General features: G+C 62.2%; 24 protein-coding genes. 19 read left to right on the forward strand and 5 right to left on the reverse strand.

Features of this window, described 5'->3' with window-relative positions; genetic code table 11:
- The first annotated feature begins 4 nt into the window (after nucleotides 1-4).
- The 10 genes from secY (at nucleotide 5) to dsbD (ending at nucleotide 7,315) form a co-directional block, all read left to right on the forward strand.
- On the forward strand, nucleotides 5-1,351 hold the full coding sequence (secY, locus tag AWB82_RS17315; RefSeq protein ID WP_086969290.1) for a preprotein translocase subunit SecY: 1,347 nt from the start codon (nucleotides 5-7) through the stop codon (nucleotides 1,349-1,351).
- A gap of 8 nt (nucleotides 1,352-1,359) precedes the next feature.
- A complete protein-coding gene (infA, locus tag AWB82_RS17320) occupies nucleotides 1,360-1,578 on the forward strand; it encodes a translation initiation factor IF-1 (protein WP_004521905.1) in 219 nt (72 codons plus the stop codon).
- Nucleotides 1,579-1,598: 20 nt separating this feature from the next.
- The gene (gene rpmJ, locus AWB82_RS17325; RefSeq protein ID WP_004199844.1) at nucleotides 1,599-1,715 is read left to right on the forward strand and encodes a 50S ribosomal protein L36; all 117 of its coding nucleotides are present in this window, start codon (nucleotides 1,599-1,601) and stop codon (nucleotides 1,713-1,715) included.
- Between the two features lie 41 nt (nucleotides 1,716-1,756).
- Nucleotides 1,757-2,122 (forward strand): 30S ribosomal protein S13, encoded by a 366-nt coding sequence (rpsM, locus tag AWB82_RS17330; protein ID WP_061179113.1) that lies wholly within the window; start codon nucleotides 1,757-1,759, stop codon nucleotides 2,120-2,122.
- Nucleotides 2,123-2,150: 28 nt separating this feature from the next.
- Entirely contained in the window at nucleotides 2,151-2,555 is a 405-nt protein-coding gene (rpsK, locus tag AWB82_RS17335) for a 30S ribosomal protein S11 (RefSeq protein WP_035506748.1), read from the forward strand.
- Nucleotides 2,556-2,715: 160 nt separating this feature from the next.
- Nucleotides 2,716-3,339, forward strand: coding sequence for a 30S ribosomal protein S4 (gene rpsD / locus AWB82_RS17340; protein ID WP_086969292.1), 624 nt, complete (start codon nucleotides 2,716-2,718; stop codon nucleotides 3,337-3,339).
- Nucleotides 3,340-3,473: 134 nt separating this feature from the next.
- A complete protein-coding gene (locus tag AWB82_RS17345) occupies nucleotides 3,474-4,451 on the forward strand; it encodes a DNA-directed RNA polymerase subunit alpha (protein WP_086969294.1) in 978 nt (325 codons plus the stop codon).
- A gap of 138 nt (nucleotides 4,452-4,589) precedes the next feature.
- The gene (rplQ, locus tag AWB82_RS17350) at nucleotides 4,590-4,985 is read left to right on the forward strand and encodes a 50S ribosomal protein L17 (protein WP_086969296.1); all 396 of its coding nucleotides are present in this window, start codon (nucleotides 4,590-4,592) and stop codon (nucleotides 4,983-4,985) included.
- Nucleotides 4,986-5,142: 157 nt separating this feature from the next.
- On the forward strand, nucleotides 5,143-5,475 hold the full coding sequence (gene cutA, locus AWB82_RS17355) for a divalent-cation tolerance protein CutA (protein ID WP_086969298.1): 333 nt from the start codon (nucleotides 5,143-5,145) through the stop codon (nucleotides 5,473-5,475).
- On the forward strand, nucleotides 5,468-7,315 hold the full coding sequence (gene dsbD / locus AWB82_RS17360; protein WP_086969300.1) for a protein-disulfide reductase DsbD: 1,848 nt from the start codon (nucleotides 5,468-5,470) through the stop codon (nucleotides 7,313-7,315). Before cutA ends, dsbD begins: the two co-directional genes overlap by 8 nt.
- 55 nt (nucleotides 7,316-7,370) lie before the next feature.
- Here dsbD and hemB read toward each other — a convergent pair whose 3' ends face one another.
- Nucleotides 7,371-8,369, reverse strand: a complete 999-nt coding sequence (hemB, locus tag AWB82_RS17365; protein WP_086969302.1) for a porphobilinogen synthase — start codon at nucleotides 8,367-8,369, stop codon at nucleotides 7,371-7,373.
- A 255-nt stretch (nucleotides 8,370-8,624) separates the two neighbouring features.
- Nucleotides 8,625-9,287, reverse strand: coding sequence for a ribosome biogenesis GTP-binding protein YihA/YsxC (gene yihA, locus AWB82_RS17370; RefSeq protein WP_086969304.1), 663 nt, complete (start codon nucleotides 9,285-9,287; stop codon nucleotides 8,625-8,627).
- 348 nt (nucleotides 9,288-9,635) lie between these two features.
- Between yihA and AWB82_RS17375 the strand changes: the two genes are divergently transcribed.
- The 5 genes from AWB82_RS17375 (at nucleotide 9,636) to msrQ (ending at nucleotide 15,709) form a co-directional block, all read left to right on the forward strand.
- On the forward strand, nucleotides 9,636-10,310 hold the full coding sequence (locus AWB82_RS17375) for a c-type cytochrome (RefSeq protein WP_086969418.1): 675 nt from the start codon (nucleotides 9,636-9,638) through the stop codon (nucleotides 10,308-10,310).
- A 176-nt stretch (nucleotides 10,311-10,486) separates the two neighbouring features.
- On the forward strand, nucleotides 10,487-12,718 hold the full coding sequence (locus tag AWB82_RS17380) for a cytochrome c biogenesis protein ResB (protein ID WP_086969306.1): 2,232 nt from the start codon (nucleotides 10,487-10,489) through the stop codon (nucleotides 12,716-12,718).
- A 4-nt stretch (nucleotides 12,719-12,722) separates the two neighbouring features.
- Nucleotides 12,723-13,925 carry a c-type cytochrome biogenesis protein CcsB gene (gene ccsB / locus AWB82_RS17385; protein WP_086969308.1) on the forward strand — a complete coding sequence of 401 codons (1,203 nt, stop codon included), beginning with the start codon at nucleotides 12,723-12,725 and terminating at the stop codon, nucleotides 13,923-13,925.
- A 132-nt stretch (nucleotides 13,926-14,057) separates the two neighbouring features.
- Nucleotides 14,058-15,047, forward strand: coding sequence for a protein-methionine-sulfoxide reductase catalytic subunit MsrP (msrP, locus tag AWB82_RS17390; RefSeq protein ID WP_086969310.1), 990 nt, complete (start codon nucleotides 14,058-14,060; stop codon nucleotides 15,045-15,047).
- Entirely contained in the window at nucleotides 15,047-15,709 is a 663-nt protein-coding gene (gene msrQ / locus AWB82_RS17395; RefSeq protein ID WP_086969312.1) for a protein-methionine-sulfoxide reductase heme-binding subunit MsrQ, read from the forward strand. Before msrP ends, msrQ begins: the two co-directional genes overlap by 1 nt.
- A gap of 50 nt (nucleotides 15,710-15,759) precedes the next feature.
- On the opposite strand, the gene lysA is transcribed toward msrQ, so the two are convergent.
- Together lysA and lptM are read right to left on the reverse strand one after the other, a co-directional pair.
- The gene (gene lysA, locus AWB82_RS17400) at nucleotides 15,760-17,022 is read right to left on the reverse strand and encodes a diaminopimelate decarboxylase (protein WP_086969314.1); all 1,263 of its coding nucleotides are present in this window, start codon (nucleotides 17,020-17,022) and stop codon (nucleotides 15,760-15,762) included.
- Between the two features lie 43 nt (nucleotides 17,023-17,065).
- Complete coding sequence (gene lptM / locus AWB82_RS17405; protein WP_086969316.1) at nucleotides 17,066-17,374, reverse strand: LPS translocon maturation chaperone LptM; 309 nt, start codon at nucleotides 17,372-17,374, stop codon at nucleotides 17,066-17,068.
- 35 nt (nucleotides 17,375-17,409) lie between these two features.
- Between lptM and cyaY the strand changes: the two genes are divergently transcribed.
- Nucleotides 17,410-17,727, forward strand: a complete 318-nt coding sequence (gene cyaY, locus AWB82_RS17410) for an iron donor protein CyaY (RefSeq protein ID WP_086969318.1) — start codon at nucleotides 17,410-17,412, stop codon at nucleotides 17,725-17,727.
- A gap of 53 nt (nucleotides 17,728-17,780) precedes the next feature.
- Here the strand turns inward: cyaY and AWB82_RS17415 are convergent, their stop codons facing one another.
- Nucleotides 17,781-20,189 (reverse strand): penicillin-binding protein 1A, encoded by a 2,409-nt coding sequence (locus AWB82_RS17415; protein WP_086969320.1) that lies wholly within the window; start codon nucleotides 20,187-20,189, stop codon nucleotides 17,781-17,783.
- 262 nt (nucleotides 20,190-20,451) lie between these two features.
- Between AWB82_RS17415 and pilM the strand changes: the two genes are divergently transcribed.
- Genes pilM through pilO form a run of 3 tightly spaced genes read left to right on the forward strand, consistent with a single transcriptional unit; the run spans nucleotide 20,452 to nucleotide 22,987 of the window.
- Nucleotides 20,452-21,453 carry a pilus assembly protein PilM gene (gene pilM / locus AWB82_RS17420; protein WP_086969420.1) on the forward strand — a complete coding sequence of 334 codons (1,002 nt, stop codon included), beginning with the start codon at nucleotides 20,452-20,454 and terminating at the stop codon, nucleotides 21,451-21,453.
- Nucleotides 21,450-22,121, forward strand: a complete 672-nt coding sequence (locus AWB82_RS17425; protein WP_200818132.1) for a fimbrial assembly family protein — start codon at nucleotides 21,450-21,452, stop codon at nucleotides 22,119-22,121. Before pilM ends, AWB82_RS17425 begins: the two co-directional genes overlap by 4 nt.
- Nucleotides 22,118-22,987, forward strand: a complete 870-nt coding sequence (gene pilO, locus AWB82_RS17430) for a type 4a pilus biogenesis protein PilO (RefSeq protein WP_086969322.1) — start codon at nucleotides 22,118-22,120, stop codon at nucleotides 22,985-22,987. The genes AWB82_RS17425 and pilO overlap by 4 nt, the downstream gene beginning before the upstream one ends.
- Nucleotides 22,988-23,020 lie beyond the last annotated feature (33 nt).

The raw sequence follows: 23,020 nt of genomic DNA on the forward strand, positions 1-23,020 counted from the left end.
GTACTTGGCTAACAGCCCGAGTCTCGCAAAAACCGGTCGAAGCGCGGCGAAATTCGGCGATTTGCGTCGGCGTGCAGTATTCCTGCTGCTGGCGCTGATCGTCTACCGCCTTGGTGCGCATATTCCGGTACCCGGCATCGATCCGGACCAACTGGCGAAGCTGTTCCAAAGCCAGTCGGGCGGCATCCTGGGCATGTTCAACATGTTCTCGGGTGGCGCACTGTCGCGGTTCACGATCTTTGCGCTGGGCATCATGCCCTACATTTCGGCGTCGATCATCATGCAGTTGCTGTCGATCGTTTCGCCGCAGATGGAGGCGCTGAAGAAGGAAGGGCAAGCGGGACAACGGAAGATCACGCAGTACACGCGTATCTTCACGGTGGTTCTGGCGACCTTCCAGGCGTTTGGTATCGCGGTCGCGCTGGAGAATCAGCCGGGCCTGGTGCTGGACCCCGGCATGGTGTTCCGGCTGACGACGGTCGTCACGCTGGTGACGGGCACGATGTTCCTGATGTGGCTCGGTGAGCAGATCACGGAGCGCGGTCTCGGCAACGGCATCTCGATCATCATCTTCGGTGGTATCGCGGCGGGTTTCCCGAATGCGATCGGTGGTCTGTTCGAGCTGGTTCGTACCGGTTCGATGAGCATCATCTCGGCGATCATCATCGTTGTTTTGATCGCGGCGGTCACGTATCTGGTCGTGTTCATCGAACGCGGTCAGCGCAAGATCCTCGTGAACTATGCGAAGCGCCAGGTCGGTAACAAGATTTACGGTGGACAGTCGTCTCATCTGCCGCTGAAGTTGAACATGTCGGGTGTGATTCCGCCGATCTTCGCGTCGTCGATCATTCTCTTCCCGGCAACCATCCTGAACTGGTTCAGTTCGGGTACGCGCACCAACTGGTTCGCGAACACGCTTCACAATGTGGCCGAGGCGCTGAAACCCGGTCAACCGGTGTACGTGTTGCTGTATGCGTTGGCGATCGTCTTCTTCTGCTTTTTCTACACCGCACTGGTGTTCAATAGCCGGGAGACCGCCGACAACTTGAAGAAGAGCGGTGCTTTCGTTCCGGGTATCCGTCCGGGCGATCAGACTGCACGGTATATCGACCGCATCCTCACGCGTTTGACGCTGGCTGGTGCGATCTACATCGTATTTGTGTGCCTGCTGCCTGAGTTTCTGGTGTTGCGCTGGAACGTGCCGTTTTATTTTGGTGGAACGTCGCTGCTGATCATTGTCGTCGTCACGATGGACTTCATGGCTCAGGTGCAGTCGTACGTTATGTCGCAACAATATGAATCGCTGCTCAAGAAGGCAAACTTCAAGGGTGGCAACGTCCCGATGCGTTAATTAGGACTATGGCCAAAGACGATGTAATCCAGATGCAGGGTGAGGTCATCGAAAACCTCCCCAACGCTACTTTCCGGGTGAAGTTGGAAAATGGCCATGTCGTTCTGGGGCATATCTCCGGAAAGATGCGGATGCACTACATCCGCATCCTACCGGGCGACAAGGTTACGGTTGAATTGACGCCTTACGATCTGTCTCGTGCACGGATCGTGTTCCGGGCGAAGTGATTTGAAAAAAGGGTAATATCATGAAAGTGATGGCATCGGTTAAGCGCATTTGCCGCAATTGCAAGATCATCAAGCGCAAGGGCGTTGTGCGCGTGATTTGCAGTTCTGATCCGCGCCACAAACAGCGTCAAGGCTGAACGCCGCGCTTTTGCTTGCGCTTTTTGTTTGAGGAAAAACAATGGCTCGTATCGCAGGGGTTAACATCCCGAATCACCAGCATACCGAGATCGGCCTGACGGCAATCTTCGGCATCGGTCGCACGCGTTCCCGCGGCATTTGCTCGGCAGCTGGTGTGGAATTTTCGAAGAAGGTCAAGGACCTTACCGACGCAGACCTCGAAAAGCTGCGTGACGAAGTGGGCAAGTTCATCGTCGAAGGCGACCTGCGTCGCGAAGTGACGATGAACATCAAGCGCCTGATGGACTTGGGGTGCTATCGTGGCATGCGCCATCGCAAGGGCTTGCCCCTGCGTGGCCAGCGTACGCGCACGAATGCCCGTACGCGCAAGGGTCCGCGTCGTGCAGCGCAATCGCTGAAGAAGTAAGCGGAACTGACAGTTACAGGAAAACGTAATGGCTAAGGCTTCGAACAACTCCGCGGCGCAACGCGTTCGCAAGAAGGTCAAGAAGAACGTCGCCGAGGGCGTGGTTCACGTTCACGCGTCGTTCAACAACACCATTATCACGATCACCGACCGTCAAGGCAACGCGCTGGCATGGGCGACTTCGGGTGGTCAGGGCTTCAAGGGCTCGCGTAAATCGACCCCCTTCGCAGCTCAGGTCGCAGCCGAATCGGCTGGTCGTGTGGCGTTGGAATACGGCGTAAAGAACCTCGAAGTGCGGATCAAGGGCCCCGGTCCTGGCCGTGAATCGGCGGTGCGCGCGCTGCATGGTCTTGGCATCAAGATTACCGCGATCTCCGACGTGACGCCGGTCCCGCACAACGGCTGCCGTCCGCCGAAGCGCCGTCGTATCTAATACGTCGACGCAACCGCATGTTGCCTGTCGATGCGCAAGTATCGGCGGGTTTCGTGCGTTAGTAAGTTTTGACTAAGCCCACCGTTCGGCCCAGAGGGTTCGGACTAGCGCAGACCGACGTTCAACGGAAGTTTGCGTGATCAATATTTAAGGATGCAACGTGGCACGCTATACCGGTCCCAAAGCAAAGCTGTCCCGCCGTGAAGGCACTGATCTGTTCCTGAAGAGCGCACGCCGCTCCCTCGCCGACAAGTGCAAGCTCGACAGCAAGCCCGGCCAACACGGCCGCACCTCGGGCGCGCGTACGTCCGACTACGGTACCCAGTTGCGCGAAAAGCAGAAAGTGAAGCGTATCTACGGTGTGCTGGAACGTCAGTTCCGCCGCTACTTTGCTGAAGCTGACCGCCGCAAGGGCCCGACGGGCGAAAACCTGCTGCAATTGCTCGAATCGCGTCTCGACAACGTCGTCTATCGCATGGGCTTCGGCTCGACGCGCGCTGAAGCACGTCAGCTCGTGAGCCACAAGTCGATCACGGTGAACGGCCAAGTCGCGAACATCCCGTCGCTGCAAGTGAAGTCGGGCGATGTGGTGGCCGTGCGCGAGCAGTCGCGCAAGCAGGCTCGTATCGTCGAAGCGCTTTCGCTGGCGCAGCAAGGCGGTCTGCCGGGCTGGGTTTCCGTCGACGAGAAGAAGTTCGAAGGCACGTTCAAGTCGATGCCCGAGCGTAGCGACATCGCCGGCGACATCAACGAAAGCCTGATCGTCGAATTGTATTCGCGTTAATCGCGGCGGTAATGGATGGACAGCCGGGGAGCCTGATTGCTCGTGGCAAGAGGTGGCCTCGGCTGTTTATTTTCAGGTTGTCACCGGTCAGCCTTATCGGTGTAACGAGCCGAGGGTATTGAAAAGGAAAACCTATGCAAACCAGTTTGTTGAAGCCCAAGATCATTGCAGTTGAATCGCTTGGCGAGAGCCACGCGAAAGTGGTTATGGAGCCGTTCGAACGCGGCTATGGCCACACCTTGGGTAACGCGCTTCGGCGCGTGCTGCTGTCGTCGATGATCGGCTATGCGCCGACCGAAGTGACGATCGCAGGCGTCGTGCACGAATACTCGACGCTCGATGGCGTGCAAGAGGATGTGGTCAACCTGCTGTTGAACCTGAAGGGCGTCGTCTTCAAGCTGCACAACCGCGACGAAGTCACGGTGACGCTGCGCAAGGAAGGCGAAGGCGTTGTCACGGCCGGCGATATCGAACTCGCGCACGACTGCGAGGTCATCAATCCCGACCACGTGATCGCTCACTTGTCGAAGGGCGGCAAGCTCGACGTTCAAATCAAGATTGAAAAGGGCCGTGGCTACGTGCCGGGTAACGTGCGTCGTTACGGCGAAGAGTCGGCCAAGATCATCGGCCGCATCGTGCTGGACGCGTCGTTCTCGCCGGTTCGCCGCGTGAGCTACGCCGTTGAAAGCGCGCGTGTCGAACAGCGTACCGACCTCGACAAGCTCGTGATGAACATCGAGACCAACGGCGTGATCTCGCCGGAAGAAGCGATCCGCCAGTCGGCTCGCATTCTGGTCGATCAGTTGTCGGTGTTCGCAGCGCTGGAAGGTACGGAAGCGGCAGCGGAAGCGCCGTCGCGCGCGCCGCAGATCGATCCGATCCTGCTGCGTCCGGTGGACGACCTCGAACTGACGGTTCGTTCCGCGAACTGCCTGAAGGCCGAGAACATCTACTACATCGGCGATCTGATCCAGCGCACGGAGAACGAGCTGCTGAAGACGCCGAATCTGGGTCGCAAGTCGCTGAACGAAATCAAGGAAGTCTTGGCTTCGCGCGGTCTGACGCTCGGTATGAAGCTCGAAAACTGGCCGCCGGCTGGTCTCGACAAGTAATAGCGAACGCCATCGCGTAACTTGGCAAAGACGCGGATTTTGCTTTAGAATCCGCGTCTTGCTTTTATCTGACCGGCCCGTGCACCCAAATAGGGCGCAATAGAAGAGCTGGATCAAAACTCGTTAAAGGAACTGAAAATGCGTCATAAGCATGGTCTGCGGAAACTGAACCGCACGAGCAGCCACCGTCTGGCAATGCTCCGCAATATGTCGAATTCGCTCATCGAGCACGAAGTCATCAAGACGACGCTGCCGAAGGCCAAGGAACTGCGCAAGGTCGTCGAGCCCCTCATCACGCTGGGCAAGAAGCCGTCGCTCGCGAACCGTCGTCTGGCGTTCAACCGCCTGCGCGATCGTGATTCCGTCGCGAAGCTGTTCGACGTCCTCGGCCCACGCTACGCGAACCGTCCGGGCGGCTACCTGAGCATCCTGAAGTTCGGTTTCCGCGTCGGCGACAACGCACCGATGGCGCTGATCCAGTTGATGGATCGCCCGGACGTCGAAGAGACGGAAGAAGTGCAAGAAGCGGAATAAATTCCGTCTTCGGTTGTTAGCAGAAAGGCCAGGCTCGAAGCTTGGCCTTTTTGCTTTCTGGCTGCGACGTTTCAGCGCATCGGAGCGTAAAAGTGCGTGTCAGCGGGCGATGCTACGATATGCAATTGGCCTTCCGCGCTTCTCCGGAGCACTTCGAGTGAATGTCCCCGTCGTTTTGATGTTATCCACGCTGCCCGACGCCGCAGCAGCCGATGCGCTCGCGCAAGCGGTGCTTGAAGCGCGGCTCGCAGCATGCGTGTCGAACCTCGGCGCGGTGTCATCGCAGTATCGCTGGAAAGGCGCGCTGGAGTCGTCGCAGGAAGTGCAGTTGTTGTTCAAGACGAGCATCGCGCGCAGCGAAGAATTGCAGCAATTCGTCGAGACTCGGCATCCCTATGAAACACCCGAAATCCTCGTCTGGCAGGTGGATGCATCGCCGGGCTACGGTCAGTGGGTCAACGCAGAAACGCAGCGTCCTCTTCATGTTTGAGTTTTCCCGTCTCTTCGCGCGTCGATTTTTCGGCGCGTTCCTGTTCCTGGCGGCGTTCGCGCTGCTGTCGGGCACCGCGCGCGCAGCCGACGATTTCCTCGATCCCGGCGTCGCGTTCAAATTCAGCGCATCGGAAAAGCCGGGCGAAGTGGACGTGCGCTACAAGATTGCGGACGGCTACTACATGTATCGCGAGCGCTTCGAATTCGCGGTGAAGAGCGGCGACGCGACCATCGGCGCCGCGCAACTGCCCGCCGGCAAGGTCCACTTCGATCAGACGTTCAACAAGGACGTCGAGACGTATCGCGGCGACCTGGTCATTCGCATTCCGGTGACGAAGGCAAGCGGGCCGTTTGAAATCGCGGTGACGTCGCAGGGCTGCGCGGATGGCGGCATTTGCTATCCACCGATGGAAAAGACCTATCGCGTGCGCGGCGACGCGCTTCAGCCCGCGAACGCCACGCCCAGTGCAACGACGGCCGCGACGACGGCCGCGAACCCGGGCGACTCCTGGTTCGAGCGCGCGACCAGCGCCGACTACGCGCAATCGATGCTCGAAGGCGGCGGATTCTTCGCCGTCGTCGGACTGTATTTTCTTGCTGGCATGGTGTTGAGCCTCCTGCCGTGCTCGTATCCGATGATCCCGATCTTGTCCGCGATCATCGTTGGAGAAGGGGCGCGCGTGACGCGTTCGCGCGGGTTCGCGCTGTCGGTCTCGTATGTGATCGGCATGGCGCTTGTTTATACCGTGCTCGGCATCGCCGCCGCGCTGATCGGGCAAAGCCTCGGCGCATGGTTGCAGAATGCGTGGGTGCTCGGCGCGTTCGGCGTGCTGCTCGCGGCGTTCGCGCTCGCGCTGATTTCGGGCGTCGATATCGCGCTGCCCGAACGCTGGCAAAGCGGCGTCAACGAGGCATCCCGGAAGCGCAGCGGCGGAAAGTTCGCGGCGGTCGCGGTGATGGGCGCGCTGTCCGCGCTGGTCGTCGGCGCGTGCATGACCGCGCCGCTTTTTGCGGTGCTCGCGTTCATCGCGCATACGGGCAACGCGGTGCTCGGCGGCGCGGCGCTTTTCGCGATGGGCGTCGGACTCGGCGTGCCGCTGCTCGTCATCGGGCTCGGCGCGGGTTCGGTTCTGCCGCGCGCCGGCGTGTGGATGGATGGCGTCAAGGTATTCTTCGGCGTCGTGCTGCTCGCGGCCGCGCTGTGGATCGTCTGGCCGGTCATCGGCGGCGTCGCGCAAATGCTGCTCGCGGCGCTGTGGCTGTTGATCGCGGCGGCATCGCTCGGATTGTTCTCGTCGGGCGCGGCGGCGTCTGTCGGCGTCTGGAGGCGCCTCGGGCGCGGGCTCGGCGCGGCGTTCGCGATCTGGGCCGCGACGCTGCTCGTCGGGCTGGCCGCGGGATCGACCGATCCGCTGCGCCCGCTCGTCGTGCTGGTAGCCCGGGGCGATTCGTCAGCGTCGGCGAATGCGCAATCGCCGGGGCCGGCTTTCGCGCCGGTGCGTTCGTCGGCGGAACTGGACTCGGCGGTCAAGGCGGCGGGGCGTCCCGCGATGCTCGACTTCTACGCCGACTGGTGCGTGTCGTGCAAGGAAATGGAGAAGCTGACTTTCTCCGATCCTCGCGTGCAAGCGCGCCTCGCGCAATTGAATCTTCTGCGCGCGGACGTGACCGCCAACAACACGAACGATCAGATTCTGCTCAAGCGCTTCAGGCTGTTCGGGCCGCCGGGCATCATCTTTTTCGATGCGCAAGGCAACGAAGTCGCGCGCGTGGTCGGCTACGAATCGGCGGATACGTTCCTGAAGAGTCTCGACAAGCTCGGTCCTTCGAACGGCTAAAAAGAAAGGGCGATGCCGCAAAGCATCGCCCTTCTCTCATTTCAGGCAAGCATACTTACTTCGACGCGCGCAGAATCCGTGCGGCATCCAGCGCGAAGTACGTCAGCACGCCATCCGCGCCCGCGCGCTTGAACGCGAGCAGCGCTTCCATCATCACCTTGTCGTGATCGATCCAGCCGTTCTGCGCGGCCGCCTTGATCATCGCGTACTCGCCGCTCACCTGATACGCATACGTCGGGAAGCGGAACTCGTCCTTCACGCGGCGCACGATGTCGAGATACGGCATGCCCGGCTTGACCATTACCATGTCCGCGCCTTCCTCGATGTCCATGCGCACCTCGCGCATCGCTTCGTCGGAATTGGCCGGGTCCATCTGGTACGTCATCTTGTTGCTCTTGCCGAGATTCGCGGCGGACCCGACGGCATCGCGGAACGGGCCATAGAACGCCGACGCGAACTTCGCGGCATAAGCCATGATGCGGGTGCGAATGTGGTCTTCACTTTCGAGCATCTCGCGGATTGCGCCGATGCGGCCATCCATCATGTCCGACGGCGCGACGATATCCACGCCCGCTTCAGCTTGCGTGCGCGCCTGTTCGACGAGGATTTCGCTTGTTTCGTCGTTCTTCACGTAGCCTTCTTCGTCGAGCACGCCGTCCTGACCGTGGCTCGTGTAGGGATCGAGCGCGACGTCCGTCAGCACGCCGAGCATCGGGAAGTTCTTCTTCAGCTCGCGCACCGCGCGCGGAATGAGACCTTCGGGATTCGTGGCTTCGCGGCCATCGGGCGTTTTGAGCGACGGCTCAATGGCCGGAAACAGCGACAGCACCGGCACGCCCAGCTCGACGCATTGCTCGGCGACTTTCATCAGCAGATCGACGGACGTGCGCTCGACGCCGGGCATCGACGGCACGGTTTGCCGCACATTCGTGCCTTCGACGATGAACACGGGATAGATGAGGTCGTTCGTCGTGAGGATGTTTTCGCGCATCAGACGGCGCGAGAAGTCATCGCGGCGCATCCGGCGCGGGCGATGGTGGGGATAGAAGCTCATGTCGTGACTCGAATTTGGAGTGGTCTTCCGGGGACGTCGAAACGACTTGCGAAACGCGTAAATCCTTGCCGAACAAGCACTTAGCCGCGTCTGAAACCGTTCAGAGACAATGGTATATCATACCGATCGAGCGAGGCGCTTGCCGCCGGACTCCCCGCTTCTCCTCCCTGAGCGGGCGCCTGTCGATGTTCGATTAGGCTGTTAACCCGCCGTCATGCGGCGGGTTTTTTTATGCCCGCGCCCGGTGCGCGCGCCTTATTCGGCAGCGCCTTCTGGCGCGTTCTCGCCGGCTTCTTCGGGTATCAGCCAGCTTTCGATCCGCTCATGCGCTTCGTCGATGCCGGTGCGCTTGAGCGCGGAGAAGAGCTGCACGGTGAGCTCGCCGCGATAGCCCGCATCCTTGTATTCCGCGAAGGATTTCTTGGTTGCGCGCAGAGCGTTGGTCATCTCTTGTCGCGTCAATTTGTCGCATTTGGTGAGCAGCGTGTGGATCGGCTTTCCGGTCGGTGCGAACCAGTCGATCATGATTCGATCGAGGTCGGTGAGTGGGCGGCGCGAATCCATCATCAGGATCATGCCGCACAGTTGCGCGCGGCTTTGCAGATACGTGGAGAGCAGCCGCTGCCAATGCTCCTTCGCGGCGCCCGGCACTTCGGCGTAACCGTATCCGGGAAGATCGACGAGATAAGCAACGGGCGCGACTTCCGGGCCGACCGAGAAATAATTGATGTGCTGCGTGCGCCCCGGCGTTTTACTCGCGAAAGCGAGCCGCTTCTGGTTGCACAGGATGTTGATCGCCGTGGATTTACCGGCGTTCGAGCGCCCCGCAAATGCGATTTCGGGCTGCGGCGTCGGCGGCAGATCGCGCAGATGATTGACGGTCGTGAAGAAACGGGACTGATGAAGCAGGAATGACATGAGCGGGTCCAATCGAAAGCACTGCGAAAACCGAAGCCTTGAGAACCCGGCAAATACTGGGCATGCCCCGACTGGCGTCTTTGCGTATAGCGGGTTATTGTACAATACGACGGATTTTTAAAGATCAGCGCGGGCACGCAAGACCCAAGCCGCAAACGGCACCCACAGCTTTGGATCGGAGTAAGGCGTACGGAGCGCACACTCTGATCGACATAGGAGCGAGACAGTTTTCGAGGCGCTTTTTGAGCCTCTTCGTTCAGCGAGTTCGGGTATCTTGCGGCGATGATCGATCGCCGTCGTTTTTTGCAGAACCTCACATTCTCACAAGACGAAAAACAGGGTACGCGAATGAACCGACTGTACAGGTCTCTGGTGGTGATTCGGGCAGCGGCGGCTTTCAGTGCAGGTTTGAGTGGACTAGCAGTATCGATGTCGGCGAATGCGGCGGAGCCCGCGCAACCGGCGAAGCCGGATGCGGCGCGAGGGCAGGCCATCGCGACTCAGGTATGCGCGGCGTGTCACGCGGCGGACGGCAACAGCGCCGGCGCGGCGTTTCCAAAGCTCGCGGGGCAGCACGCCGAGTACATCGTCAAGCAGTTGAAGGATTACAAGACGCAGCCCGGCGCGAAGGCGCCGGCGCGTAACAATCCGATCATGGCGGGCATCGCGGGCGCGCTATCGGATCAGGACATGGTGAATGTTGCGGCGTACTTCGAGTCGCAGAAGGCCAAGCCCAACTATGCGCGCGACAAGAACGACGTCGCGCTGGGTCAGAAGATTTACCGCGGTGGCATTGCGGACAAGGGCGTGCCGGCGTGTGCGGCGTGCCACGGCGCAACGGGCATGGGCATTCCGGTGCAGTATCCGCGGCTGTCGTGGCAGTGGGGCGATTACACGGTGGCGCAGTTGAACGCCTTCGCATCGGGACAGCGCGCCAACAGCGAGCCGATGCACCAGATTTCCTCGCGCCTGAACGAAGCGGAGATGAAGGCGGTTGCCGACTACATCGCCGGTTTGCATTAAACGCGAGAGCAGTCAGCGTCCAGCGGTTCCGGCGGCAAACGCGGGAGTCGCCCATACTACGAAGCCGGTCCCGGGAATATCCGAGAAGACCGGCGCGAAAACAAAAAAAGGGTGGGACGCCGGTCGATGAGATCGCCAGCGTCTCCACCCTTTTTTGCTGTCCAGTCGGAGTTTGAATGAGCGTCACCACATCGGGTTTGCAGTCGAAGTCGAGCCGTCGGGCCATCAGATATTTCGTCGAACTCGTCAGTTCGATGCGCTTTGCCATCGCGTTGCTGGTCATTCTGGCGATCGCGAGCATTATCGGCACGGTGCTTACGCAGGACGATCCGTACCCCAACTACGTCAATCAGTTCGGCCCGTTCTGGGCGGACATCTTCCGTGGTCTCAGCATCTACACCGTGTACAGCGCGTGGTGGTTCATGCTGATCCTGATTTTCCTCGTGATCTCGGTGTCCCTGTGCATCATCCGCAACAGCCCGAAGATGATCGCGGACATCAAGAGCTGGAAGGATCGCGTGCATGAAGGCGGCCTGCATGCGTTCCATCACAAGGGCGAGTTCACGGTTTCGGCGAATCGCACGCAGACCGTGGCGACGCTCGAACGCCTCGCCGCGAAGATGGGCTACCGGTTCAAGACGCGCGAGACCGACACCGGCGCGACGCTCATCACGGCCAAGCGCGGCGCGCTGACGAAGATCGGCTATATCTCGGCGCATCTGGCGATCGTCGTGATCTGTCTCGGCGGGCTGCTGGACAGCAATCTGCCCATCAAATTGCAGATGTGGCTGTTCAACAAGACGGCGATCAACAGCAACGCCGTCATCAACGACATTCCGCCGGAGCATCGACTTTCGACGTCGAACCCGACGTTCCGCGGCTACGCGTGGGTGCCCGAGGGCCAGTTCGTCGGCACGGCGATCCTGAACCAGCAGGACGGTTCGATCATTCAGGACCTGCCGTTCTCGATTCAACTGAACAAGTTCATCGTCGATTACTACTCGACCGGCATGCCGAAGCTCTTCGCGAGCGACATCGTCGTGATCGATCACAAGACGGGCAAGCGCATTCCGGCGCGCGTCGAGGTGAACAAGCCCTTTACCTACGACGGCGTTTCGATCTATCAATCGAGCTTTCAGGACGGCGGCTCGAAGCTCGACATGACCGCCTGGCCGATGACCGGCGGCAGCACGAAGACCGCGCCGTTCAGCGGGACGATCGGCGGCACGGCGCCCATCGGCGCGCAGTTCACGGGCGCGCAGGGCGAAACCGTCGAGTTCACGGATTTCCGCGCGATCAACGTCGAGAACATGACCGATGGCAGCGGCGCGCCCGACGCGCGCGGCGTCGGCAAGAAGGAAACGCTGCGCGACGCGTTCGACGAACGCCTCGGTTCCGGCGCGAAAACTTCGAAGCCGACTGATTTGCGCAATATTGGCCCCTCGGTGCAATACAAGGTGCGCGGCACGGACGGCCAGGCGCGCGAGTACAGCAACTACATGCTGCCGGTGGACGTGAGCGGCCAGCGCATGTTCCTCGCGGGCATGCGCCTGAGCCCGAACGATTCGTTCCGCTACCTGCGTATTCCGGCCGACGAGCAAGGCACGGTCAAACAGTGGATGGATCTGCGCGCCGCGCTTGCCACGCCGGCGACGCGCGCCGAAGCCGCGCACCGTTTCGCGCTGCGCTCGGTGCCGCAGGAAAACGGCGAATTGCAGAAGCATCTGGAGGAAAGCGCCGTTCGCGTGCTGAATCTCTTCGCAGGCGCGGATGAAACCGGCAAAGCGACGACGAATCCTCAGATGATTGGCGGTTTCCAGAGCATCGCAATGTTTATCGACAAGTCGGTGCCGAAGGGCGAGCAGGAAAAAGCCGCAGGGCTTTTGATGCGCATGCTCGAAGGCGCGATGTGGGACGTATGGCAGATTTCCCGAGAGCAAAACGGCCAGCCCGACGCTAAAGCGGATGAGAAGAACTCCGCGTTCGTGCAGTCGTCCATCAATGCGCTTTCGGACAGCTTTCTGTACGGTTCGCCGGTCTTCCTTCAACTGGACAACTTCAAGCAGGTGCAAGCTTCGGTATTCCAGTTGACGCGCGCGCCGGGCAAAAATCTGGTGTATCTTGGCAGCCTTCTGCTGGTGGTCGGCATTTTCTCGATGTTCTACGTTCGTGAACGCCGGCTCTGGTTCTGGCTCAAAGATACGGAGCAGGGTGGCGCGAGCGTGCTGATGGCGATGTCCACGGCGCGCCGGACGCTCGATTACGAAAAAGAGTTCGTGCGCACGCGCGCGCAGATCGCGGCGGCGCTCGGTGTGAAGCCGGACGAACCGGCTGATCCGTCCCCGGCGACAAGTGCGCCCCGGCATTCGCAATCCGAGACCCCGAGCTCGGAAGTTTCAACACGGTAAGATCATGGACCTCACACAGACCTCCTCCCACGCCTCCGCCAAGACGGAACGTCCGGCATCGGGGCTTCCCGATGTCGCCGTGTTCGACGATCGTCCGTTCCTGCGCAGGCTGACGCCGATCGACTGGCTGTTCGCCCTCGCGATGGTCGCGGGCGCGGGCTTCGCGCTGAACCGCTATCACGCGTACATGGACGTGTACGACACGGCCGTGCTGGTCGGCGCGGTGCCGACCTTCGTCGTGCTCGGCTGGCGCTGGAAACCGGTGCGTTTGCTGATCGCGGCGATCGCGGTTTTGTCGCTCTTTTCGATTCAGCTCTATCAGCACGACCTCGCGCGCGCCGAAACGAACTTCTTCCTCAAGTACTTCCTGTCGAGCCAGTCCGCGATTTTGTGGATGAGCGCGCTCTTCATTCTCGCAACGCTCTTCTACTGGATCGGCCTCGTGAGCCGCTCGCAAACGGGCGGCGCGATCGGCTCGCGCATGACGTGGGTCGCGGTGCTGATGGGCTTCACCGGCCTGATGGTGCGCTGGTACGAGTCGTACATGATCGGCGCGGACGTCGGCCATATTCCGATCTCGAATCTGTACGAAGTCTTCGTGCTGTTCTGCCTGATCACGTCGCTGTTTTATCTTTACTACGAGCAGCATTACGCGACGCGGCAGATGGGCGCGTTCGTGCTGCTCGTGATCAGCGCGGCGGTCGGCTTCCTGATGTGGTATTCGATCGCACGCGACGCGCAGCAGATTCAACCGCTCGTGCCCGCGCTGCAAAGCTGGTGGATGAAGATTCACGTGCCGGCGAACTTCATCGGCTACGGCAGCTTCGCGCTTTCCGCGATGGTCTCAGTCGCGTATCTCTCCAAGCAGCGCGGGTTCCTGGCGGACCGCCTGCCGTCGCTCGAAGTGCTCGACGACGTGATGTACAAGTCGATCGCAGTCGGCTTCGCGTTCTTCACCATCGCGACGATCCTCGGCGCGCTGTGGGCGGCGGAAGCGTGGGGCGGCTACTGGAGCTGGGACCCGAAGGAAACGTGGGCGCTGATCGTCTGGCTGAACTACGCGGCGTGGCTGCACATGCGCCTTATGAAGGGCCTGCGCGGCGCGGCGGCGGCGTGGTGGGCGCTGACGGGCCTGATCGTCACGACCTTCGCGTTCCTCGGCGTGAACATGTTCCTCTCGGGCTTGCATAGCTACGGCAAGCTCTGATCGGCTCTATCGGATCAAAGAAAACCGCCGCGCGTGATGAACGCTGGCGGTTTTTTTTCGTTTTGCGGTGGAATACTGGCATCCAAACTGCTGTTTTCCCCGTACAAGGATGAACGGAAGGAGTAGCGCTTTATGTGGATCAAAAGCAATCGCCCGCTCTACGGCGATGACATCGCGAGTCACGAAATCACGCCGCGCGACGTGTTCGAGAATCGCCGGCGCGCCCTTCGTTCGATCGGCGCGTTCGCGGCGACTGGGCTCGCGGGCGCGAGCGGTCTCGCCCACGCGACGCTGACTTCGCCCGACGCCAAAGGCCAGAAGCTCGCGGCGACGACCAACCCGAAGTTCGTCGCGCTCGATAAGCCGACGCAGTTCAAGGACATCACGAGCTACAACAACTTCTACGAGTTCGGCACCGACAAGGACGATCCCGCCGCGCACGCCGGCACGCTGCGTCCGCGGCCGTGGAAGGTGTCCGTCGAAGGCGCGATCAAGAACCCGAAGGTCTACGACATCGACGACATTTTGAAGCTCGCGCCGCTGGAGGAACGCGTGTACCGGCTGCGCTGCGTCGAAGGCTGGTCGATGGTGATTCCCTGGATCGGCGTGTCATTGTCCGAGCTCATCAGACGCGCCGAGCCGACGGGCAACGCGAAGTACGTGCAATTCGTCACGCTGGCCGACCCGTCGCAGATGCCGGGACTCTCGACGCCGATCCTCGAATGGCCGTATTCCGAAGGGCTGCGCATGGACGAGGCGATGAATCCGCTCACGCTCCTGACCGTCGGCTTGTACGGCGAAGTGTTGCCGAATCAGAATGGCGCACCGGTGCGCGTCGTCGTGCCGTGGAAATACGGCTTCAAGAGCGCGAAGTCGCTGGTGAAGATTCGCTTCGTCGAGAAGCAGCCGCCGACGAGCTGGAATCTCTACGCGCCGAGCGAGTACGGCTTCTTCTCGAACGTGAATCCGAACGTCGATCATCCGCGCTGGAGCCAGGCGACCGAGCGACGCATCGGCGAGGACGGGTTTTTTCAGCCGAAGCGCAAGACGCTCATGTTCAACGGCTACGGCGATCAGGTGGCGTCCTTGTATCAGGGCATGGATCTGAAGAAGAACTTCTGATGGCGAGCGCAACGGATATCGAAGGCGCTCGCGCGCGTCCCGCTTTAGGGCCGCGCTGGGTCGTCCCGGTCAAGATCGTCGTGTTCGTTGCGATGCTGTTTCCGCTCGCGCGCCTCGTGTTGCTTGGCGCGACGGGCGGTCTGGGCGCGAATCCGATCGAATTCATCACGCGCTCGACCGGCCTCTGGACGCTCGTGTATCTCTGCATCACGCTCGCGATCACGCCCGCGCGCCGGCTGACTGGCTTGACGGCGCTCGCGCGCTTTCGCCGGATGATCGGGCTCTACGTGTTCTTCTTCGCCGTGCTGCACTTCACGACGTACATCTGGTTCGACAAATGGTTCGATGTCGCCGCGATGCTGAAGGACATCGGCAAGCGGCCGTTAATCACGGTGGGTTTCGCGGCGTTCGTGCTGCTGATTGCGCTTGCGGTCACGTCGCCCAAGGCGATGGTGCGCAAGCTCGGCCGGCGCTGGCAGACCTTGCATCGCGCGATCTATCTGATCGCCGCGCTCGCGATCCTGCATTTCTGGTGGATGAGAGCGGGCAAGCACGATCTCGAATTGCCGAAGCTCTACGGCGCGATCGTGATCGCGCTGCTCGCGTGGCGTGCGATCGCGTGGCTTCGCGTCCGGCTTCGAGCGCGAAACAAACGCGCATAAAAAAAAGCGATGCAGCCCGTGCATCGCTTTCTCGTATCGCCGTGGACGAATCAGTCCGGCAGAATCGATTCGCCGGCGAACAACTGCGTGACTTCTTCACGCTCGCGCACGAGACGCGCGCGTTCGCCGTCGACCATGATTTCGGCGGCGCGCGGACGCGTGTTGTAGTTCGAGCTCATCACGAAGCCGTACGCGCCCGCCGAGCAGATCGCGAGCAGATCGCCGGGTGCGATGGCCAGTTCGCGATCGCGCCCGAGCCAGTCGCCGCTCTCGCACACCGGACCGACGACATCGTACTTGTGCGCTTTCTCATCGCGCTTCACGACCGGCACGATGCGATGAAACGCCTCGTACATCGCGGGACGCGCGAGGTCGTTCATCGCGGCGTCGACGATGGCGAAGTTCTTTTCCTCGCCCGGCTTCAGAAACTCGATGCGCGTCAGCAGCACGCCCGCGTTGCCGACGAGCGAGCGCCCCGGCTCGAAATACACTTCGCGCTGGCCGTGGCCGCGCTTTTCGATGTGATCGAGCAGCGTCTTCACGAACTCGCCGATATCGGGCGGCGTTTCGTCGTCGTAGGTGATGCCGAGACCGCCGCCGACATCCACGTGACGAATGCTCATGCCGTCCGCTTCGATTTGCTCGACGAGTTCGAGCAGTTTGTCGAGCGCGTCGAGATACGGGCTGATCTCGGTGATCTGCGAACCGATATGGCAATCGATGCCGATCACATCGAGATTCGCCATCTCGCGCGCTTGCGCGTAGGTCGCGCGCGCATCTTTGAACGCGACGCCGAACTTGTTCGACTTGAGGCCGGTGGAAATGTACGGATGCGTTTTTGCGTCGACGTCGGGATTCACGCGTAGCGAAACGGGCGCTTTCTTGCCGAGCGACTTCGCGACTTCGTTAAGCGCGTGCAGCTCGGGAATCGACTCGACGTTGAAGCACTTCACGCCTGCTTCGAGCGCCTCGCGCATTTCCGCCGCCGATTTGCCGACGCCCGAAAACACCGTGTTTTCCGCCTTGCCGCCCGCCGCGAGCACGCGCGCGAGCTCGCCCGACGACACGATGTCGAAGCCCGCGCCCATGCGCGCGAACACGTTGAGCACCGCGAGGTTGCTGTTCGCCTTCACCGCGACGTGTACCGTCGCACGGCGGCCGGCGCAGGCATCGGCGTAAGCGTGGTAGGCGCGCGTAAGCGCATCGCGCGAATAGACGTAGAGCGGCGTGCCGAACTGCTCCGCGAGCGACGCGGCTGAGACGCCCTCGGCGTACAGCACGCCGTCGACATAATAGAATGCGGAATGACTCATGCGTGAAATCGTAAGTGCGCCGGTGAGGCGCGAAGGCTTGAGATCAGTATGCGGACGACGCGGCTTTCGGCGCCGATGCAGCGTTGGGACTCGTATTCAGTTCGTTCTCCGGCGACAGCGAAAGCGGCTGACCCGAAGTGTCCGGAACACTGCCCGCGCGCGACGCGGTTTCGCTGTCCGGAGCGACTTTCGAAGGCGGCGTATTCTGGAGATCGTTGGGACGTTGCGGTAGCGGCGGCACTCTTGGCAGATACAGCGGACCGCGTTGCCCACAACCACCGAGCGAGAGTGTTGCCGCGGCGCCGATGCTCAAAGCCGCTACAATCGCGCTCATCCTGAAAACGACTCGCATGACCGTCCCTATACGTTTAATCGATGGAGTTTAGCATGACAGACCAGGAATACCTGACGCTGGCGGAGGCCGCGCTGACGGCCATCGAGCGCGCGGTGGACAACGCCGACGCCGATATCGAATTCGAGCGCAGCGGCAATGTGCTCACGCTGGAATTCGAGAATCGCACGAAGGTGATCGTCAACTTGCAGCCGCCGAAACATGAAATCTGGCTCGCGGCGAAGGCGGGCGGATTCCACTACAAATACGTCGATGGCGCCTGGCGCGACACGCGCGACAACAGCGAATTCTTCGCCACGTTGAGCAAATATTCGAGCGAGCAGGCCGGCGAGCCGATCCGCTTCAAGGCATAAAAAAAGCGAGCGGACCGCGTGGTCCGCTCGCTTCGCGACGTTCCAGGGCGAGCTTACTGCCCCTTGAACAGATTCATGATGTCCTGCTTCTCCTGCTCGCCGACCTCGGGCGCGGGCGTCGTCACACCGGACACGCCTTCCTGCGGCGGCGCCTGACTGACACCGATCGTCGCGACGAAGCCGTGGCCCGGCGTCATGTCGTCGTAGTACAGCTCGTTGCCGAGCGGCGTGATATCGGGCGGCATCATCGGCTTGTACTCGGGCATGCCCTTCAGCGCGCGACCCATGTAATCCATCCACACCGGCAGCGCGAGACCGCCGCCGGTTTCCTTGTCGCCGAGGCTGCGCGGATTGTCATAGCCGATCCACGCGACCGCCACGAGCGTGCGCTGATAGCCGGCGAACCATGCATCGCGCGAATCGTTCGTCGTGCCCGTCTTGCCGGCGAGATCGCCACGCTTCAATTGATTCGTCTTCGCGGCCGTGCCGTGCTGCGCGACGCTCTGCAACAGGCTGTTCATCACGAACGCGTTGCGCGGCGTGATCGCGAGCGGCGCGCTTTGCTGCGCGACGAGCGGCTGCGGATGCGACACGACGCGCCCGTAAGGATCGGTGATATCGGCGATCAGATACGGATTCACGCGATACCCGCCGTTTGCGAACACCGCGTAACCGGTCGCCATTTGCAGCGGTGTCACGAGCCCCGCGCCTAGCGCCATCGGCAGATAGGCGGGATGCCGGTCCGCGTCGAAGCCGAAGTGCGTGATGTACTGCTGCGCGTACTTCGTGCCGATATGATTCAGGATTCGGATCGACACCATGTTTTTCGAACGCTGCAGCGCGGTTCGCATGGTCATCGGGCCGTCGAAGCCGCCGCCGTAGTTCTTCGGCTCCCACGCCTGGCCGCCGGTCTCGGCGGCGCTGAAAAAGAGCGGACCGTCGTTGATGATGGTCGCGGGTGAAAGACCCTTTTCGAGCGATGCCGAATAGATGAACGGCTTGAAGCTCGAACCCGGCTGACGCCATGCCTGCGTGACGTGATTGAATTTGTTCTTGTTGAAGTCGAAGCCGCCGACGAGCGCGCGGATCGCGCCGTCCTGCGGAACCATCGACACGAGCGCGCCTTCGACTTGCGGCAGTTGCGTGATGATCCAGCGGCCGTCGTCGTCCTTCATGAGCCGCACGATCGCGCCCGGGCGGATGCGCGAATTCGGCTGCGCGCGCGAGGAGAGCGCGGACTGCACGAAGCGCAGATCGCTGCCGCTGATCGTTGCCGTGTTGCCGTCGATGAAGCTCGCCTTCACTTCCTTCGGATTCGCCGACGTCACGACCGCCGCGACGATCTCGCCGTTGTCGGGATGCTCCGCAAGCGCATCGTCGATGGCCTGCTCGCGGTCATCCGCGTTCGACGGCAGATCGATATAACCTTCCGGCCCGCGATAGCCGTGCCGATGCTCGTAGTCCATCAAGCCCTTGCGCACCGCGCGATACGCGGCGTCCTGATCGGCGGAATCGATTGTCGTGACGACATTCAGGCCGCGCGTGTACGCCTCTTCGCGGTATTGCGCGTACATCATCTGACGCACCATTTCAGCGACGAACTCGGCGTGCACGCTGAACTCACGGCCCTGTCCCTTCACGACGAGCGCCTGCTTCGCGGCCTGCTCGTAGTCGGCCTGCGTGATGAAGTTCAGCTCGCGCATGCGTTGCAGGATGTACTCCTGCCGCACCTTCGCGCGCTTCGGATTGACGACCGGGTTATACGCCGACGGCGCTTTGGGCAGACCCGCGAGCATCGCGGCCTCGGCGAGCGAGATGTCCTTCAGATCCTTGCCGAAGTAGACCCGCGCTGCGCTCGCGAAACCATACGCGCGCTGCCCGAGATAGATCTGATTCATATAGACCTCCAGAATCTGATCTTTCGTCAGCGCGCGTTCGATCTTGTACGCGAGCAGCATTTCGTAAATCTTGCGCGTATAGGTCTTTTCGCTCGACAGGAAGAAGTTGCGCGCGACCTGCATGGTGATCGTGCTCGCGCCTTGCGACGCGTGGCCGTTGGTCAGCGCGACCGAGCCCGCGCGCAGAATGCCGGTGAGATCGACGCCGCCGTGATCGTAGAAGCGCGCATCTTCGATGGCGAGCACGGCTTTTTTCAGTTGATCCGGCACGTCCTGAATGCGCACGACGCTGCGGCGCTCTTCGCCGAATTCGCCGATCATGACGTGGTCCGCCGTATAGATGCGCAGCGGCACCTTCGGCTTGTAGTCCGTGAGCGCTTCGAGCGTAGGCAGATTCGGCATCGCGACGACGAGCGCGTAGCCGAGCACGAGACCCGCGCAGACGACGAGCGCGAAAACGCTGACGAAAAATCCGAGCATGAGCCTTGCCCACCATGGGCGCTTGGCTTTTTTCGGCTTTTCGGGCGGTGTGGACGGCGGGTTGGACGGGGAAGAGGATTGCATAGCACCACCAAAAACAATCACGCGATTATAGCTGCCCGGCTTTAGGACTTTTCCGGGCGCTTACAGCGCACGCGGCCGTCGTGTGCGCCTGCACACGTGTTTACCGCTGTCTTCAAGATACGCGCGATCGTGCGCGGAAGCATCCTTCTGTTGTGCGCGTTAGCCATTCGGCCGAGTGTTCGCCGCGCTCGACGCTCGCGACAATCCTTCCAACGTCAAGCGCCCGAACGGTTCGGTGCGCGACCAAATGGAAGGGGTAGTCATGAGCCAAGAAAACACGCTGCGCGGCACGTTGCTAACGGTTACGCGGCGCTACGCGGCGGGCATCGACGTGGGCGAGGACGCGGTGCGCGTCGCCATCGTGAGCAGACGATTGCGGGCGAATGCGGCGGTGTGCGTCGAACATCTGGAGTCGGTGGCGTTGCCGTCGGGCGCGGTGATCGGCGGCGATTTCGTGGATCGCGCGGCTATCGTCGCGGCGCTGCGCGAGGCATTCGCGCGCCTGCCGGAAAACGGCGTGTGGCGGGCGTTGCGTTGCGCGATTGGATTGCCCGCTTCGGCGACGCTCACGACGCAGATCCCGCTTGCGCGTCTGATCGACACCCACGGGCAGCTCGCGGCCTCGATCGGCGGCGATCCGCGCGGCCTTCTCGAACCAGCCGTGCTCGCGGAAGCCGAGCGCGCGGCGGGCATCGAACGCGGCGCGCTGGCGGTCGACTGGTCGGTGCAGACGCGGGAAAACGGCGAAGCGCTGGTCGCGATCGCGGCGACGGCGCGGCGGCACGTCGAGGCGCGCGTCGAGGCTGCGGCGGAAGCGGGCATCGCGCTATCGGCCATCGACGGCGAACCGGCCGCCGCGTTGCGCGCGATGCGCCATGCCGGTTCCGTCGAACTGGATGCCGACGCACGCTATCTCGTTTGCTGGCTGGAAAGCGTCGGCTTGCACGGCTGGCTCGTCGGCCCGCGCGGCGTCGAAGACGAGGTTCGATATCCCGCGCCGGAGCATCGGAGCATCGCCGACGCGTTGCACGAACTCGCTGGCGAGCGTGCGCCGCTCGATTGCATCTACGTAGGCGGGCAGATCGAGTTGATGGCGCACGCGTGCCTTCCGCTTCCCATGCTCGGCAAGACTTTCGGCTGCGCGGCGTTGCCTTTCGAGGCCGCGCCGTATTGCAACGGAGCGGCCGAGATCCCGACGGCGCACAAGCATTCGCCGCGCTTCGCGGTCGCGTTCGGTCTGGCGTTGCGCGAGGTGATGCAATGAGCGTCGCCATGCTCGACGGGTTCAACCTGCTTCCCTACCGCGCGCGAAAACGCCGTGAGTTACGGCGGCAGCGGCTCGCGCTGATCGGCGCGGTGACGCTGGCAGGTTGCGCGGCCGTCGGCGCCATGGCGGGCCGGGACGCGTGGGAGTGCGCCCGTCTGGATGAAAGGCGCGTGGCGCTGGAGACGTCGCTGCGTGCATCGAGCGCGCAGATCGACGAACACGCCCGGCTCGTGCGCGCGGAAAGCGACCGGCGGCGCGCGCGTGAGGCCGCGCAGCCGTTGACGTTGCCGCGCGAGCGCTTCCTCGCGCTGCTCGAAGCGCTCGCCGACGCGCCTTTGCAACGCGGCGTCGCGCTTCAGCGTGTGTCGCAGCGAACGAACGAGGTCGAACTTGCCGCGCTTGCGCCCGATTCGCAGGCCGCCTCGCAATGGCTCAAGAGACTGGAGCGGCTGCGCGGCGTGCAGGCGGTCGAGGTAATCGAGATGAAGCGGCGCGCGAATACGGCGGCGTCGGCTAGGCGCGATGCGTCCACGGCGTTCGACGAGCATTCGGCGCGATTCGAGTTCGTCGCGCTCGTGCGTTACGCGCCGGATCATTCGCGCGATGAAGCGGCTTCGCGTCAGGCGCGTCCGGTTTCGACGCCAGCGCAGGGGAAACGCTCATGAGCACGATTCCGATGAATATTGCCGTCAAGAAGCGATCGCGCGGCGCGCGGTCCATCCTGAAGCCGTTCGACGAATGGTCGTGGCGTCGGACCGCGTGTGTCGCGCTCGCGTTGGGTCTCTTCGTCTTCGCGCTCGGTCTGCGAGCGTGGCGCATGTCGGACACGAGCCGGCTCGATGCGAGCCGCGCCGCGTGGGCGGCGATGCAAGCGAAGGCGCAGGATGCGGCGCGCATTGCCGGCGAATTGTCTGACTTGCGAGCGCGAGCATCCCCGGGCCGCCTGGAGCCGGAGCACTGGAGCGCCGCCGACGCGTTGCGTGCAGTCGCGGATCTGGCGGCCCAAAGCGGTGTGCGCGTCGCGGACATCGAGCCTGTCGCGCTCAAGAGCGGCGGGCCGAAGCTAAGCGAGCCGATCCCGGAGCGCGCGCTCAGACTGCGCGCGGACGGCAGCTTCGCGGAGATGCGGCGCTTTCTCGAAGCGCTCGCCGGTCTGCCTCGACTCGTCCTGCCCGACGACGTGCAGATCAAACGACAGGCGAACGCGCTCGCCATCGAAGCGACATTGCACATCTTCGAAACGTTGCCAGCGGTTGCGCCCGCGGCGGCGTCGCGCGCGAACGCGTTCGTCGTCGATCCGTTCGGCGGCGCGGACGTCGCTCCTCAGGGAGGCGACATGCTGCTGGTGGGCACGTTCGTCGCACGGCGTCGCGCGCTGGCGCTTTTGCAGAGCGGCGGCGATGTGGACAGTTTCGCGCCGGGGCAGAAAGTCGGCGACGAACGGCTCGGGCGTGTCATGCCGCGCGCGATCGAGCTTGCCCGCGAAGACGGCATGTCGCGCAAGCTGGCCTTCGCGGAGGATCGCAAGTGAGCCGGTTCGCGAAGCTTTCAGGCAGATTCGTGG

The sequence above is a fragment of the Caballeronia glebae genome (assembly GCF_001545035.1).
Taxonomy (GTDB): domain Bacteria; phylum Pseudomonadota; class Gammaproteobacteria; order Burkholderiales; family Burkholderiaceae; genus Caballeronia; species Caballeronia glebae.

Bases quoted from the DNA above. Each gene is read 5' to 3' on its own strand.
- ccsB (WP_086969308.1), top strand. From the start codon at position 12,723: ATGGACCTCACACAGACCTCCTCCCACGCCTCCGCCAAGACGGAACGT.
- dsbD (WP_086969300.1), top strand. From the start codon at position 5,468: ATGTTTGAGTTTTCCCGTCTCTTCGCGCGTCGATTTTTCGGCGCGTTC.
- rpsK (WP_035506748.1), top strand. From the start codon at position 2,151: ATGGCTAAGGCTTCGAACAACTCCGCGGCGCAACGCGTTCGCAAGAAG.
- pilO (WP_086969322.1), top strand. From the start codon at position 22,118: ATGAGCACGATTCCGATGAATATTGCCGTCAAGAAGCGATCGCGCGGC.
- AWB82_RS17415 (WP_086969320.1), bottom strand. From the start codon at position 20,189: ATGCAATCCTCTTCCCCGTCCAACCCGCCGTCCACACCGCCCGAAAAG.
- AWB82_RS17345 (WP_086969294.1), top strand. From the start codon at position 3,474: ATGCAAACCAGTTTGTTGAAGCCCAAGATCATTGCAGTTGAATCGCTT.
- AWB82_RS17375 (WP_086969418.1), top strand. From the start codon at position 9,636: ATGAACCGACTGTACAGGTCTCTGGTGGTGATTCGGGCAGCGGCGGCT.
- lptM (WP_086969316.1), bottom strand. From the start codon at position 17,374: ATGCGAGTCGTTTTCAGGATGAGCGCGATTGTAGCGGCTTTGAGCATC.
- hemB (WP_086969302.1), bottom strand. From the start codon at position 8,369: ATGAGCTTCTATCCCCACCATCGCCCGCGCCGGATGCGCCGCGATGAC.
- rpmJ (WP_004199844.1), top strand. From the start codon at position 1,599: ATGAAAGTGATGGCATCGGTTAAGCGCATTTGCCGCAATTGCAAGATC.
- AWB82_RS17380 (WP_086969306.1), top strand. From the start codon at position 10,487: ATGAGCGTCACCACATCGGGTTTGCAGTCGAAGTCGAGCCGTCGGGCC.
- rplQ (WP_086969296.1), top strand. From the start codon at position 4,590: ATGCGTCATAAGCATGGTCTGCGGAAACTGAACCGCACGAGCAGCCAC.
- lysA (WP_086969314.1), bottom strand. From the start codon at position 17,022: ATGAGTCATTCCGCATTCTATTATGTCGACGGCGTGCTGTACGCCGAG.
- msrP (WP_086969310.1), top strand. From the start codon at position 14,058: ATGTGGATCAAAAGCAATCGCCCGCTCTACGGCGATGACATCGCGAGT.
- rpsM (WP_061179113.1), top strand. From the start codon at position 1,757: ATGGCTCGTATCGCAGGGGTTAACATCCCGAATCACCAGCATACCGAG.
- msrQ (WP_086969312.1), top strand. From the start codon at position 15,047: ATGGCGAGCGCAACGGATATCGAAGGCGCTCGCGCGCGTCCCGCTTTA.
- yihA (WP_086969304.1), bottom strand. From the start codon at position 9,287: ATGTCATTCCTGCTTCATCAGTCCCGTTTCTTCACGACCGTCAATCAT.
- AWB82_RS17425 (WP_200818132.1), top strand. From the start codon at position 21,450: ATGAGCGTCGCCATGCTCGACGGGTTCAACCTGCTTCCCTACCGCGCG.
- pilM (WP_086969420.1), top strand. From the start codon at position 20,452: ATGAGCCAAGAAAACACGCTGCGCGGCACGTTGCTAACGGTTACGCGG.
- cyaY (WP_086969318.1), top strand. From the start codon at position 17,410: ATGACAGACCAGGAATACCTGACGCTGGCGGAGGCCGCGCTGACGGCC.
- infA (WP_004521905.1), top strand. From the start codon at position 1,360: ATGGCCAAAGACGATGTAATCCAGATGCAGGGTGAGGTCATCGAAAAC.